The 13,832-nt window shown below is 42.1% G+C and carries 12 protein-coding genes; 10 read left to right on the top strand and 2 right to left on the bottom strand.

Features of this window, described 5'->3' with window-relative positions:
• Positions 1–6 precede the first annotated feature (6 nt).
• The 3 genes from carB to NYF15_RS08595 all read left to right on the top strand — a co-directional run bounded on the left by carB (position 7) and on the right by NYF15_RS08595 (position 4,917).
• Positions 7–3,225, top strand: a complete 3,219-nt coding sequence (gene carB / locus NYF15_RS08605) for a carbamoyl-phosphate synthase large subunit (RefSeq protein ID WP_371353337.1) — start codon at positions 7–9, stop codon at positions 3,223–3,225.
• Between the two features lie 51 nt (positions 3,226–3,276).
• Positions 3,277–3,753: a transcription elongation factor GreA gene (gene greA, locus NYF15_RS08600; RefSeq protein WP_062570756.1), complete on the top strand. Its 477-nt coding sequence runs from the start codon at positions 3,277–3,279 to the stop codon at positions 3,751–3,753.
• Between the two features lie 120 nt (positions 3,754–3,873).
• Positions 3,874–4,917, top strand: coding sequence for a S66 peptidase family protein (locus NYF15_RS08595; RefSeq protein WP_371353336.1), 1,044 nt, complete (start codon positions 3,874–3,876; stop codon positions 4,915–4,917).
• A 3-nt stretch (positions 4,918–4,920) separates the two neighbouring features.
• Here the strand turns inward: NYF15_RS08595 and NYF15_RS08590 are convergent, their stop codons facing one another.
• Positions 4,921–5,670, bottom strand: coding sequence for a DUF3307 domain-containing protein (locus tag NYF15_RS08590; RefSeq protein ID WP_371353335.1), 750 nt, complete (start codon positions 5,668–5,670; stop codon positions 4,921–4,923).
• On the bottom strand, positions 5,667–6,284 hold the full coding sequence (locus NYF15_RS08585) for a hypothetical protein (protein WP_371353334.1): 618 nt from the start codon (positions 6,282–6,284) through the stop codon (positions 5,667–5,669). The genes NYF15_RS08590 and NYF15_RS08585 overlap by 4 nt, the downstream gene beginning before the upstream one ends.
• A 153-nt stretch (positions 6,285–6,437) precedes the next feature.
• On the opposite strand from NYF15_RS08585, the gene NYF15_RS08580 reads away from it, so the two are divergent.
• From NYF15_RS08580 to NYF15_RS08550, 7 genes are all read left to right on the top strand, one after another.
• A complete protein-coding gene (locus NYF15_RS08580) occupies positions 6,438–6,941 on the top strand; it encodes an NYN domain-containing protein (RefSeq protein ID WP_371353333.1) in 504 nt (167 codons plus the stop codon).
• A gap of 373 nt (positions 6,942–7,314) precedes the next feature.
• Positions 7,315–8,229 carry an N-acetylglucosamine kinase gene (gene nagK / locus NYF15_RS08575; protein WP_371353332.1) on the top strand — a complete coding sequence of 305 codons (915 nt, stop codon included), beginning with the start codon at positions 7,315–7,317 and terminating at the stop codon, positions 8,227–8,229.
• Positions 8,229–9,341, top strand: a complete 1,113-nt coding sequence (gene nagA, locus NYF15_RS08570; protein WP_371353331.1) for an N-acetylglucosamine-6-phosphate deacetylase — start codon at positions 8,229–8,231, stop codon at positions 9,339–9,341. Before nagK ends, nagA begins: the two co-directional genes overlap by 1 nt.
• A 60-nt stretch (positions 9,342–9,401) precedes the next feature.
• Positions 9,402–10,532 carry a transmembrane glucosamine N-acetyltransferase NagX gene (gene nagX, locus NYF15_RS08565; RefSeq protein WP_130151438.1) on the top strand — a complete coding sequence of 377 codons (1,131 nt, stop codon included), beginning with the start codon at positions 9,402–9,404 and terminating at the stop codon, positions 10,530–10,532.
• Positions 10,533–10,733: 201 nt separating this feature from the next.
• The gene (nagB, locus tag NYF15_RS08560) at positions 10,734–11,528 is read left to right on the top strand and encodes a glucosamine-6-phosphate deaminase (RefSeq protein WP_130151439.1); all 795 of its coding nucleotides are present in this window, start codon (positions 10,734–10,736) and stop codon (positions 11,526–11,528) included.
• Between the two features lie 113 nt (positions 11,529–11,641).
• The gene (gene nudC, locus NYF15_RS08555; protein WP_371353330.1) at positions 11,642–12,559 is read left to right on the top strand and encodes an NAD(+) diphosphatase; all 918 of its coding nucleotides are present in this window, start codon (positions 11,642–11,644) and stop codon (positions 12,557–12,559) included.
• Positions 12,560–12,576: 17 nt separating this feature from the next.
• Positions 12,577–13,755, top strand: coding sequence for a cystathionine beta-lyase (locus tag NYF15_RS08550; protein ID WP_237119345.1), 1,179 nt, complete (start codon positions 12,577–12,579; stop codon positions 13,753–13,755).
• Positions 13,756–13,832: the final 77 nt, after the last annotated feature.

The raw sequence follows: 13,832 nt of genomic DNA, 5'->3' as shown, positions 1-13,832 counted from the left end.
GTAACAATGCCAAAACGTACCGACATAAAAAGCATTCTTATCTTAGGCGCAGGCCCGATCGTAATCGGTCAAGCTTGTGAATTTGACTACTCTGGTGCACAAGCGTGTAAAGCACTACGAGAAGAAGGCTTTCGAGTAATTCTTGTAAACTCGAACCCTGCAACTATCATGACTGACCCTGAAATGGCGGATGCGACGTACATCGAGCCAATTCACTGGGAAGTGGTAGAGAAAATCATTGAAAAAGAAAAGCCTGATGCAGTACTGCCTACTATGGGTGGTCAAACAGCATTAAACTGTGCGCTTGATTTAGATAAGCACGGCGTACTGGCAAAACACGGTGTTGAGTTAATCGGTGCAACTGCTGATGCAATCGATAAAGCTGAAAACCGTGAGCGTTTTGACGTAGCAATGAAGAACATTGGCCTTGAGTGTCCGCGTGCAGAAATCGCTCACTCAATGGAAGAAGCACACGATGTTCTTAGCCGCATCGGCTTCCCATGTATCATTCGTCCATCATTCACTATGGGTGGTACCGGTGGTGGTGTTGCATACAACCAAGAAGAATTTGATGAAATTTGTGAGCGTGGTTTAGATTTATCACCAACAAATGAACTTTTAATCGACGAATCATTAATCGGTTGGAAAGAGTACGAAATGGAAGTTGTTCGTGACAAAAACGACAACTGTATCATCGTATGTTCTATCGAAAACTTTGACCCTATGGGTGTTCATACTGGTGACTCAATCACGGTTGCTCCAGCGCAAACACTAACTGATAAAGAATACCAAATCATGCGTAATGCATCGATGGCGGTACTTCGTGAAATCGGTGTTGAAACAGGTGGTTCAAACGTACAGTTTGGTGTGAATCCAGTTGATGGCCGTATGGTTATCATCGAGATGAACCCTCGTGTATCGCGTTCATCTGCACTCGCATCAAAAGCAACGGGTTTCCCAATTGCGAAAATCGCAGCGAAACTAGCTGTAGGTTACACGCTTGACGAGCTACAAAACGACATCACTGGCGGTAAAACACCAGCGTCTTTCGAGCCGTCAATTGACTACGTTGTTACTAAGATCCCACGTTTTAACTTCGAAAAATTCGCAGGTTCAAACGACCGTCTAACAACACAGATGAAGTCTGTGGGTGAGGTTATGGCGATTGGTCGTAACCAACAAGAGTCTCTGCATAAAGCATTACGTGGTCTTGAAGTAGGCGCAACGGGCTTTAACCCAATTGTTGCCCTTGATGATCCGAAAGCAAAAGAAAAAATCATCCGTGAATTACGCGAGCCAGGTGCTGAGCGTATTTGGTACGTTGCTGATGCAATGCGTCACGGTATGAGCGTTGAAGACGTTTTCGAACTAACTAAGATTGACCCTTGGTACCTAGTGCAAATCGAAGACATCTTAAAAGACGAAGCAACAATCAGTGAAGTAGGTATGGCTGGTTTAAATGCTGAGTTCTTACGTAAGCTTAAGCGTAAAGGGTTTGCTGATGCGCGTATCGCTGAAATTGCCGGTGTTTCTGAAGCAGAAATTCGTAAGAAGCGTCACCAGTTAGATATCGTGCCTGTATATAAGCGCGTTGATACCTGTGCTGCAGAGTTTAGCTCAGACACAGCTTACATGTACTCATCTTATGATGAAGAGTGTGAAGCGAATCCATCTGACAAAGATAAAATCATGGTAATCGGTGGTGGTCCTAACCGTATCGGTCAAGGTATCGAATTCGATTACTGTTGTGTTCACGCAGCACTCGCTTTACGTGAAGACGGCTATGAAACAATTATGGTTAACTGTAACCCTGAAACTGTTTCGACTGACTACGATACTTCTGACCGTCTATTCTTCGAGCCAATCACGCTAGAAGATGTATTAGAAATCGTACGCGTTGAAAAGCCAAAAGGTGTTATCGTTCAGTACGGTGGTCAAACACCACTGAAACTTGCTCGTGAGCTTGAAGCGAATGGTGTGCCAGTTATTGGTACTTCACCAGATGCAATCGACCGTGCAGAAGACCGTGAGCGTTTCCAACAGCTTGTTGAGCGTTTGAACCTTCTTCAACCAGAGAATGCAACGGTTACTTCTTTAGAAGAAGCGATTGTTAAGTCAGCTGAAATTGGCTTCCCACTGGTTGTACGTCCTTCGTACGTACTAGGTGGTCGTGCGATGGAAGTGGTTTATGATGAAGACGATTTACGTCGTTATATGACCGAAGCAGTATCAGCGTCAAATGAAGCGCCAGTACTACTTGACCACTTCTTAGATAACGCAATTGAAGTTGACGTTGACGCTATCTGTGACGGTGAGCAAGTAATCATCGGTGGTATCATGGAGCACATTGAGCAAGCAGGTGTTCACTCAGGTGACTCAGCGTGTTCATTACCAGCTCACTCACTAACTGCTGAAGTACAAGACGTAATGCGTAAGCAAGTGACTGATATGGCACTAGAGCTTGGCGTAGTAGGTCTGATGAATACACAGTTTGCTGTGAAAGACGGTAAAGTTTACTTAATCGAAGTAAACCCACGTGCTGCACGTACAGTCCCGTTTGTTTCTAAAGCGACAGGTATTGCACTTGCAAAAGTTGCTGCGCGTTGTATGGCGGGTCAGTCGCTAGCAAGCCAAGGTATTACAAAAGAAGTAATCCCTCCTTACTACAGCGTAAAAGAAGTGGTACTGCCATTTGCTAAGTTCCAAGGTGTTGACCCAATCCGTGGCCCAGAAATGCGCTCAACGGGTGAGGTAATGGGGGTTGGTGAAACTTTCGCCGAAGCATTCGCTAAAGCACAATTAGGTGCAAGCAACACTTTACCACGCGGTGGTCGCGCGTTACTATCGGTACGCAACAGTGACAAACCACGTATTGTTGAATTAGCTAAAACCATGACAGCTTTAGGTTTTGAGCTAGATGCAACGGGTGGCACTGCAAAAGCGCTAGAAGAAGCGGGCATTGCAGTTCGTCGCGTGAACAAAGTATACGAAGGTCGTCCTCATATTCTTGATAGAATTAAAAATGGTGAATACAGCTACATTGTAAACACTACTGAAGGTCGCCAAGCGATTGAAGATTCGAAGGTGTTACGTCGTGGTGCGTTACAGCACAAAACTAACTACACAACGACACTGAACGCGGCATTTGCTAACTGTACTGCAAACCAAGCAGACGACCGTAGCAAGGTGACGTCAGTTCAGGAACTACACCAGCGAATGAACTAAGGAAATGTGCCAAGGGCGAGGCAATCGCCCTTGGGATTAAGTGAGAATAATATGCAATCAATTCCGATGACGGTTCGTGGTGCAGCATTACTGCGCGAAGAACTTAACGAATTAAAAACAGTTACCCGTCCAAAAATCGTTGCTGATATCGCTGAAGCACGTGAGCACGGTGATTTGAAAGAAAACGCTGAATACCATGCTGCTCGTGAGCAACAAGGTTTTTGCGAAGGTCGTATTCAAGAAATTGAAGCAAAGCTTTCAAACGTACAAATCATCGACGTAACTAAGATGCCAAAAACTGGCAAAGTTATTTTTGGCACAACGGTCACTATCGTTAATGTTGACACTGACGCTGAGGTTAAATACCAAATTGTGGGTGATGATGAAGCAGATATCAAAAACAATCTGATCTCTGTAAATTCGCCAATCGCGCGTGGTTTAATTGGTAAAGAGGTCGATGATGCCGTTACCATTAAAACGCCAAATGGTGAAGTAGAGTACGAAATCATTGAAGTTGAGTATATTTAGTAGCTTAACCAAGCATTGATAAAAACCGCAGTTTCATACTGCGGTTTTTTTTATGCCTGTTTACTTCTGGTATGTTATTCGGTACGTTGGCTGCTTGGTTATTCAAAAGAAGAGGTAATAGTGGTGAAAATTCAATATCCTAAAGCGCTATCTTTAGGCGATAGCATCGCCATATGTGCTTTTTCTTCTGGTGTCGATAAGGCATATCATAAAAGATTAGATGTTGTACTCGAAGGGCTAAGTGCGAAGGGGTTTAATGTTGTTGAAGGAGACTGTTTACGTCAACAACACAATAGTGCAAAGGAACGTGCGGCCGAATTGATGCAGTTTTTAACAGATGACTCGATTGCCGCGATTATGCCGCCTTGGGGAGGGGATCTCACCATGGAGATCTTACCTTTGTTAGATTTTAGTGCTATCAGTAATGCAAAACCTAAATGGTTAGTTGGTTTTTCCGATATCAGTACCTTTGCTTGCGCACTCACTACCCGATGTGGCTGGGCTACACTGCATGCTGCGAATTTAATGCAGATTCACCCCGATGATAAAGATCCACACCTAGCGGCTTTATTTACCGCCATGGGCCTTGAAGAAAAAGTATCCTTTAAGCAACTTGCTGCGCCGTTTTATCAGCAAGATCAGATTGATTACGCAACTAAACCTGATGCAAAATTCAACTACACAGCCGAAAGCCAATGGCGTTGTATTAACTATAAAGATAAGCGACAAATAGAGGTATCAGGTCGTTTGATTGGCGGCTGTATTGACACACTAGGCTTATTACTGCCTTCAAATTACTATGCGTTGCATGAATTTAAAAAACAGTATGCACCGGAGGGATTAATTCTTTATTTAGAAAATGCAGAACTGAGTCCGATGGCGTTAGCACGGTGTTTATTATCTTTAAAACTTAATGATGTGTTTACTGATGTCAATGCCGTTATATTTGGGCGTAGCCCAGCAATTAACAATGACTGTTACTTTGATGAATATCAGGCGATTGAGTTAGCATTTCAAGGCAACTTATTCCCTGTTTTGACCGATGCTGATATTGGTCATGTTGCACCAAACCTTGCATTGATCAATGGTGCATTCGCCACCATAACCACGGATCTTTGTGAAGGTATGGCGACAAATGTTCAAATAGACACGGTGTTAAGTTAACACTCAAAAGAGTTTAACTAAATAAACAGTACTCATACCAATGAGTAATGTCACAGAAACGCTTAATAAAGTGCCAAGCATGACATACTCTGTGAGTTGTTTTTCTTCGCTCGCTTTTAAATCTCCAAAGCGAAAGATTGATTTTGCAGCGAGTAGGAATCCTACTCCTGCATATTCACCCATAAGTATAAAGCTTAGCATCAGTCCTCGCTCTAAAAGCCCTATACTGTGGCCAGCTGCAGGAATGCTGCCAGATGTAGCAAAGCCTTGTGTGATTTTTTCAAGCATCATGCGAATAAATACTGAACTTGGATTTAATACGAGTATATAAGCACAGATAACAAAAAGAGTATCTATAGCAATTAGTTTTTGCCAAATAAGCGCATAAAATTCATCATAATCGGTTAACCATACAGCTAGCATCACCAGCACAATACTATGTGCAAGCTGATCAAGTAGAAATGGAACGACCCCTTTATTGGAATAGGATTTTGCTAAATCAATGAGGAAGTGACTAAGCATAATTAGCAGTGTTGCGCAGACAACACGTGCAAGCTCACTCCAACCATAATTCAACTCCCAAAGAGCTAAAATGATAAACGAAACAATGCCGTGTGTTAAAACATGCAAATACAACTTTGTTGCGCGAAAGTGTCGGCTGTTTCGGTCATTAACCCAGCTCATTGGCTGTAGATAAAAGTCAGCAACTAAGTGTGCTAAAAATAGGGCGACAAGTAATAAGGTAAAGCTCATGCTATCAATCCTTTGAGTGTTGTATGGCTGTACTTGATAAAACGTTCGACTAATTGGTACTGAGCAAGGTTTAGTAATTTGGTCACATTTTCTCTGCTTGTATTGAGCTCTTTTGCTAGTTCTGCGTGGCTATTATTGCTTGCTGTAAGGTAATTAAATAAAGCATTCGCTTGTTTTTGGCTCATCTTCTCTAGCAATACCTCTATTAAGGCAATATTGAGTAAAAATCCTTCATCGAGATGATTATTTTCCACTTTCATTGTTAACAGCTGATGAGTCATATTATCTAAGCCCTGACCGGATAACGTATACGCACTCCCTGTGGCTGTTTTTATATCGGCGCGAGGATTATCGACTGTGCCAATGGCCATACTTTGACGTAATTCATAGTTAGCGGCTTTCATTTGTAAATATAAGAGTATCGCTACATGACAGACAGATTCTGGTGTTTGTAGCTGTAATTGCAAAGCATCACCACGATAAATGCTAAAACTACTTTCAAAGTGTTGAGTGATAAAACGTAAGCTTTGATCGAGTTGGTATAGCATTGCATCGTATTCTTGTTGTGGGATTCTTTGTGATTTAATTAAATCCCCAGTGATCACCGCAATCATAGCGCATCCTTTTACTGTAACTAAAACTAGTTACTTGTTCATATGTAACCAAATTTGGTTACTGTTGTTCATGTAACCAATTTAGGTTACTTTTGAGTGAATTACAAGTAAGTCGTGCTACAGTAGCAAGATATAAATTATACAAGGTGTATTATGCAAACAATTGAAAAGCCGAGAGTTGCTATTTTTGTCGACGTACAGAATATTTACTACACCTGTAAAGAAAGTTATGGAAAAAACTTCGATTACAACGCCTTTTGGGCAAAAATGCAGGAGCTGTATACAATTGATGGTGCTATTGCCTATGCAATTTATCGTGGCGATGAAAAGCAATCACAATTTCAAAATATTTTGCGAGCAATAGGCTTTGAAGTAAAACTTAAGCCGTTTATTCAGCGACGCGATGGCAGTGCAAAAGGCGATTGGGATGTGGGTATTACTATTGATATGCTTGAAAATGCACGCAAAGTAGACAAAATGGTGTTGCTGTCTGGCGATGGTGACTTTGCATTGTTATTAGGGCATCTAGCACACAACTATCAAACTCCTTGTGATGTGTATGGGGCAGAACAATTGACTGCTGATGTACTAAAAAATGCGGCTGAGAATTTTTACTCTATCGACGACGGCTTGTTACTTAATAACCGCAGAGAATAGCAATAAATATTCCTATTTAAATAAATTGTTTAACTAAAGTATTATTTCAGCTAAGCTAATATGAGCTAGACTCGTTCATAGTTATAGTAATATGCACTTGAAATGGCTCTTTTAATTCAAATAAACAATGAGAACAAGACATACCAAGTAATTGCTAGGTCTGTTTCAAATTTCTTTTCTGTTAATAAAGCTTTTTAATTCAACAAATTAGAAATAATTATGAAAGTTATACGAATTTTTATGAAAAATGTAATGACAACGCTGTCATTTATTGTGTAACATTAAATCAACATGGGTTGAGATGATTTCGCATTCTGATAAGAAAAAATAGTGCGATTTATACAAAAACTAAACGAAGGTTAGGGGTCGTTAAATGATGGCGAAGAGTGTGAGTGAGGACCAATTGTTTATTGGTATCGATGGTGGCGGAACAAAGTGCCGAGCAACCATTTACTCTGTAAAACATGGCGTATTAGGGACAGGCTTAGGCGGTCCGGCAAATCCACTACATGGTTTGGAGCGCACACTTGAATCTATAATGGTCTCAACTCAATTAGCGTTGCGTGATGCTGGGTTACCGTTAGAGACGGTACATCAACTCTATGCAGGTTTAGGCCTTGCAGGTGTTAACTTGCCGAGCCTATACGATAAAATTATGGAGTGGGAACACCCGTTCAAACAAATGTTTTTAACGACTGACCTACATACGGCTTGTATAGGCGCTCATGAAGGCAGTGACGGTGCAGTCATTATCACAGGCACGGGCTCATGCGGCTTTTCTTGTGTGAATGGGCAAACCACCAATTTTGGTGGCCATGGTTTTGCGTTAGGTGACAAAGGCAGCGGTGCCTGGATGGGACTTGAAGCGATAAAAGCCACGCTGCTGGATTTAGATGGGTTAGGCTCAAAGACCTGTTTAACCAAAGTCATTACCGAACATTTCTCGGCTGATAACGCAATGGCGATTGTTGAGCAAATGTCAGGTCAACCATCTAGTAGTTATGCAAAACTTGCTCGCTATGTGTTTAATGCTGCAAATGAGCAAGATGCAGTGGCACTTGCTATTGTTAAAGACGGTGCAGAGTATGTGAGTAAACTTGCACACCGTTTATTAGAGAACAAACCACCACGTTTGTCTATGATAGGTGGGTTAGCTGAGCCATTAAATAAATGGCTAGACTCTGATATCGCTAAGCTTGTAGAAAACCCAATTCAACCACCTGAAATGGGAGCAGTATATTTCGCACAACAGTCTGTGTTAGAACAAAGCCAAGAGGTAGCAATTTAATGACGATTTTTCATGCTCAGTCACTATTTACCGGCGAAGAATTTTTAAATGATCGTTATTTTAGTGTAGATAGTGGGGTATTCACCCTAACTGAAGCAAGCACCGATGCGGTTAAGCTAGAGGGGCTCGTGGTGCCTGGTTTTATTGATGTGCAAGTAAATGGTGGTGGTGGTGCATTTTTTAATGCAGAGCAAACCCCACAATGTTTGCACAATATTGCGAAAGCGCATGGTCGATTTGGTTCAACTGCGATAATGCCAACCCTCATTACTGATAAAGTAGAGGTGATGGCACAAGCTGCTGATGCAACGGCAGAGGCAATTGCCCAAGCAGTGCCAGGTGTGTTAGGTATTCATTTTGAAGGCCCACATTTATCTTTACCTAAGAAAGGCACTCATAGTGAACAGTTTATAAGACCTATTTCAGAGCAAGAGTTTGCGATATATGCACGTCAAGACTTGGGCATAAAAATGGTGACGCTGGCACCTGAAAATGTCAGAGCAGAAGATATAGCGCGATTAGTTGAATGTGGTATGAAAGTAAGTATTGGCCACACTAACGCTGATTTTGCAACGACTAATAAAGCATTGGCCGCAGGCGCTGATGGTTTTACACATTTATTTAATGCAATGTCGGCATTTACCTCGCGAGAGCCTGGTGTAGTTGGCTCTGCTCTTTGGGATGATAACAGCTGGTGTGGCTTAATTGTTGATGGTCATCATGTTCACCCATCGTCAGCCAAGTTAGCGATTCGTACTAAGCAACGCGGTAAGGTTATGTTAGTAACTGATGCAATGCCTCCTGTGGGCACTGACGATATGGAGTTTGATTTCTTTGACGGTCGAAAAGTTATTCGTACCGGTGACCGTTTAAATTCGACAACAGGCGAACTTGCGGGCAGTGTGCTTGATATGGCAAGTGCTGTACGCAATACCGTTAATACATTGGATGTGAGTTTAGCCGAAAGCTTGAGAATGGCGTCTTTGTATCCTGCACAATATCTTGGTTTGAACAAAAAGGGCCGTCTGGTAAATGGCTTCGATGCTGATTTTGTTGTACTTGATGAGCATCAGTATGTAAAAGCAACTTATATTGCAGGTAACGCAGTTTAGAACTTCCCTGTAAAAACCCCGCCGTTGTATCGCGGGGCTTTTTGTATTAAAGGTAATAAAATGACAACAACACAACCTACAAAAAAGCGTTTAGCTTCTTTAGATGCATTACGCGGCATGGATATGTTTTGGATCTTAGGTGGTCAGTCAATATTTGCAGCACTTTTTGTGCTAACAGGCTGGACAGGCTGGAAGCTATTTGAAGCACATACAGTGCACAGTGAATGGCACGGTTTTACTTTTTACGACTTAATATTCCCGCTATTTATTTTCTTATCTGGCGTTGCTATGGGGCTTGCCCCAAAACGCATTGATCACTTAAGTTGGGATGAGCGTAAAGTCTATTATCGCAAAGCTATTAAGCGCTTATTACTGCTCTGTTTTTTAGGTATTTTATATAATCACGGCTGGGGTACAGGCATGCCGATGGCGTTTGATGAGATACGCTACGCCAGTGTATTAGCTCGAATAGCCATTGCGTGGTTTTTCTGTGCCATGTTGGTTTGGCATACAAGCTTACGAACCCAAGTCATAACAGCGGTATCTATTTTACTTGGCTACTGGTTACTGCTTAGCTTCGTGCCTGTACCAGGAGGCAGTACCGGAGACTTATCTGCTGCTGGAAGTTGGAATGCATGGTTCGATAAGTATTTACTACCGGGAATTAGTTATCAAAATCGCGTTGTAGATCCTGAAGGCGTGTTGTCTAATCTACCAGCGATTGTTAACGCACTTATGGGGGTGTTTGCAGGCCAGCTTATTGCACGAGCACAACAAATTGGTGAATGGAAAATGTCTGGCGTGTTATTTATTTCAGGCCTTGTTAGCGTAAGCTTAGGGTGGCTCTGGGATTTACAGTTTCCGGTAAATAAAGAGTTATGGACGAGCTCTTTTGTATTGGTGACGGTAGGGTGGAGCGCTATTTTATTAGCCGTGTTTTATGCCTTGGTTGATATATTACCAGGGCAGCGAGTTGCGTATCCATTTGTTATTATAGGTGCTAATTCGATCATTATTTACCTAGCCTCGAGCTTAGTGAACTGGGGTTATGTAAGCCAAAGTGTTTTTGGTGGTGTTATTCGCGCGGTTCCTGATTCATGGCAGCCATTAATAGCCGTGGTAGCATTACTTGCTGTACAAATGCTTGTGTTGCATTGGATGTACCGTAGAAAAATCTTTGTCAGTGTTTAGTTAACGCTGATAGAAACGTTATTTTTATTCACTTTTACTTTACAAAGTTAAATCTAAAAGTGATAATGACAGCGTTGTCATAATGGTTATAGCTACTGTACCGTATCCTGGCAGTAGTTTGATCTAAAACCCGATTCGATTGCACGTGGGGTCGGGTTTTAGATCCCATTTTTTTTCAATTTATAATTAGAGCTAATCAATATGCAAATAGTCATTCTTGATGATGCCGCACAAGTGGCAGCCTACGGGGCTAACATCTTTGCTAAACAACTTATAAAAAAACCAGCATCAGTACTTGGCTTGGCAACTGGCTCAACACCTGTTGCGTTATACCAGGAGCTTATCGCAAAAAATAAAGCGGGTGATATTTCATTTAGCCAAGCGACAACATTTAATTTAGATGAATACTTAGGTCTTACAGGTGAGCATCCGCAAAGTTATCGATACTTTATGAATGAGCAATTATTTAATCACGTAGATATTAACAAAGATAACACGCATGTTCCGCCTGGAGATGCAATCAACCCGTTAGTTGCGTGCAATGAATATGAGCAAAAAATTGCAGCATCAGGAGGGGTTGATGTGCAATTACTTGGTATTGGCCGTAACGGTCATATAGGTTTTAACGAGCCGTCTTCAGGTCTTACCTCGCGCACTCGGGTAAAAACACTTACCAAAGCAACCATTGATGATAATGCACGATTCTTTGGCGAAGGCGAATATCAACCGCATTTATCAATCACTATGGGGATTGGGACTATCTTAGAAGCCAAAAAAGTAGTGCTATTAGCGACGGGTGAAAGTAAAGCTGATGCAGTACAGGCAATGGTTGAAGGCCCGCTCATGGCAAAGTGTCCAGCCTCTGCATTACAAATGCATAAGGATGCTGTCATCATCATTGATAAAGCGGCTGCAAGTAAATTAGAAGATTTAGCGTTCTATCAGCACATTGAAGCTGAGAACCAAAAACTACAAGCGCACCTAGCGACCTTGTAAAATTGTGAGAGAGAGCAAAAAAGCCCATTTGGGCTTTTTTTATGCCTGTTATAAATTGGGTTTATCATCAGCTTGTGGTAGTTTTAGGGGGTAAATAATTTCAAAGGAACGCCATGCTGAATTACTCTCAAATGCCACTGGACCGTGCCTCTAATCATCGAAAAGATCCTAAGTGGCTAAAGGCGAACATTAATTCTCAGAGTCGCTGGTTACTTGTTAAAAATAATCAGAGTCTATTTGTTAAAGGGTGCCCTGAGGTGTGTTATTTGCGCCTATCTCAGGTTGATCATCTTGATTTATCGAAAGGTATTTTACTTGGCCTTGACGAGCAAGGAATTGCTCATTTTGCGTTAGATGTAAGCAATGTGCCTGATTCACTTATTGACCCTGTTCTTGATGGTACTGAGTTTGTTGATATACGCAAGTTAGGCCCTCAAGTTGAACTAAAGCAAGGCTCAATTGCTGCACTTGCTCGTGGTCTTTGTTTTTGGCATGCAACCCATCGTTTTTGTGGCCGATGTGGCCATGAAAATAATATGGTTGAAGCAGGGCACTCTCGCTTATGTGAGAACCAAACGTGTCAGCATCAAACGTTTCCTCGCACTGATCCTGCCGTTATTATGATAGTGAAAAAAACCTTTGCTGATGGTGTTGAGCGCTGTTTACTCGGTCGTCAAGCAAGCTGGCCTGAGGGCGTGTTTTCAACATTGGCGGGGTTTGTTGATCCAGGTGAAACACTCGAGCAAGCTGTCGCCCGAGAAGTCATGGAAGAAGCTGGCATTGCTGTCACTGATATTCAGTATATAGCTTCACAACCTTGGCCTTTTCCATCTTCAATCATGTTTGGTTTTATGGCAACAGCAGTGTCAGAAAATATTCATGTTGATAAAGATGAATTAGATGACGCTAGGTGGTTTAGTCGTGATGATCTGAATCAATTTGGCCAATGGCATGAACAGGGCAGTCACCTAAAATTAACCCGACAAGACTCTATTTCTCGATTTTTGGTTGAGCATTGGCGCAACCTGTAAACTAGATTGGAATAACGATGACAAAGACAAATAAAAATACTCAAATAGTGAGTGCTGGGCGTAAAAAAGCGTATACGCAAGGCGTGGTAAATCCAGTCGTACAGCGAGCATCAACCGTGGTTTTCGACTCGGTTTCTGAGTTAAAAGAAGCAGCTAAAAAACGGGGCGATAAAACGCTTTTTTATGGTCGCCGTGGAACCACCACACACTTCGCACTACAAGAAGCTATTGCTGAACTTGAGGGGGGAGAAGGTTGTGCACTTTATCCATCAGGTGCGGCTGCAATAAGCAATGCGCTATTATCGTTTGTGAAAACGGGCGATCATATTTTGATGGTTGATACTGCTTACGAACCAACTCGTGATTTTTGTGACAAAATATTAGCCGGTCTTGGGATTGAAACAACCTATTATCCACCAGGTATCGGTGCAGGCATTGATGAGTTAATAAAAGAAAATACCCGTGTATTATTTTTAGAATCACCTGGCTCGATTACCATGGAAGTGCAAGATGTACCCGCTATGGTCGCAAAAGCGAACGAGCGTGGTGTTATGACGATGTTAGATAATACTTGGGGTAATGGCCTGCATTTTAGACCGCTTGAGCATGGGGTGGACATTAGTATCCAAGCTGCGACTAAATATATTGTTGGCCATTCCGATGTAATGATGGGAGTGGCGGTTGCTAATAAAAAATACTGGTCAACACTGAGAGAAAACTCATATCTATTAGGCCAATGTACGTCTGCTGATGATGCATATTTAGCATTACGTGGCTTACGCACTATGGCTGTGCGTTTAAAACAGCACGAGCAAGCCGCCATTGAAGTTGCTAAATGGCTTGAAACACACCCATTGGTTGATCATATTCGCCATCCGGCCTTTTCGAGCTGTCCAGGCCATGAGTTTTTTAAACGTGACTTTGACGGGAGTAATGGCTTATTTTCGTTTGTAATGAAGCAAGGAAATCAACAAGCGATAGATGCGTTTTTAGATAGTTTGCAGCACTTTAAAATGGGCTTTTCTTGGGGCGGATACGAAAGTTTAGTTACAGCAAATTTAACGATGAAAGGGCTACGCTCTGAAACAGGTTGGACGCAAGGCCCAGTGATCCGCTTACATATAGGCTTGGAAGATGTAACAGATTTGCTAGCCGATCTAGATCAAGCTCTTGGTGTTTACGAGAGCCATCTGTAGTTAAAAAGTTTATACTTTGTTACATAAGAGCCGCAATGCGGCTCTTTTTTTTCTGGTAATTCAAGCTGTTTCACCTT

The organism is Pseudoalteromonas sp. 68 DY56-GL68 (assembly GCF_041414825.1).
In the GTDB taxonomy this organism is placed as follows: Bacteria; Pseudomonadota; Gammaproteobacteria; order Enterobacterales; family Alteromonadaceae; genus Pseudoalteromonas.
The sequence above is the reverse complement of the archived record's forward strand: the minus strand, read 5'-3'. Positions and strand labels throughout refer to the sequence as shown.

Coding starts and splice junctions, on each gene's coding strand:
- NYF15_RS08585 (WP_371353334.1), bottom strand. CDS start 6,284: ATGATTGCGGTGATCACTGGGGATTTAATTAAATCACAAAGAATCCCA.
- nagB (WP_130151439.1), top strand. CDS start 10,734: ATGCAAATAGTCATTCTTGATGATGCCGCACAAGTGGCAGCCTACGGG.
- nudC (WP_371353330.1), top strand. CDS start 11,642: ATGCTGAATTACTCTCAAATGCCACTGGACCGTGCCTCTAATCATCGA.
- NYF15_RS08550 (WP_237119345.1), top strand. CDS start 12,577: ATGACAAAGACAAATAAAAATACTCAAATAGTGAGTGCTGGGCGTAAA.
- nagK (WP_371353332.1), top strand. CDS start 7,315: ATGATGGCGAAGAGTGTGAGTGAGGACCAATTGTTTATTGGTATCGAT.
- nagA (WP_371353331.1), top strand. CDS start 8,229: ATGACGATTTTTCATGCTCAGTCACTATTTACCGGCGAAGAATTTTTA.
- nagX (WP_130151438.1), top strand. CDS start 9,402: ATGACAACAACACAACCTACAAAAAAGCGTTTAGCTTCTTTAGATGCA.
- NYF15_RS08590 (WP_371353335.1), bottom strand. CDS start 5,670: ATGAGCTTTACCTTATTACTTGTCGCCCTATTTTTAGCACACTTAGTT.
- greA (WP_062570756.1), top strand. CDS start 3,277: ATGCAATCAATTCCGATGACGGTTCGTGGTGCAGCATTACTGCGCGAA.
- NYF15_RS08580 (WP_371353333.1), top strand. CDS start 6,438: ATGCAAACAATTGAAAAGCCGAGAGTTGCTATTTTTGTCGACGTACAG.
- carB (WP_371353337.1), top strand. CDS start 7: ATGCCAAAACGTACCGACATAAAAAGCATTCTTATCTTAGGCGCAGGC.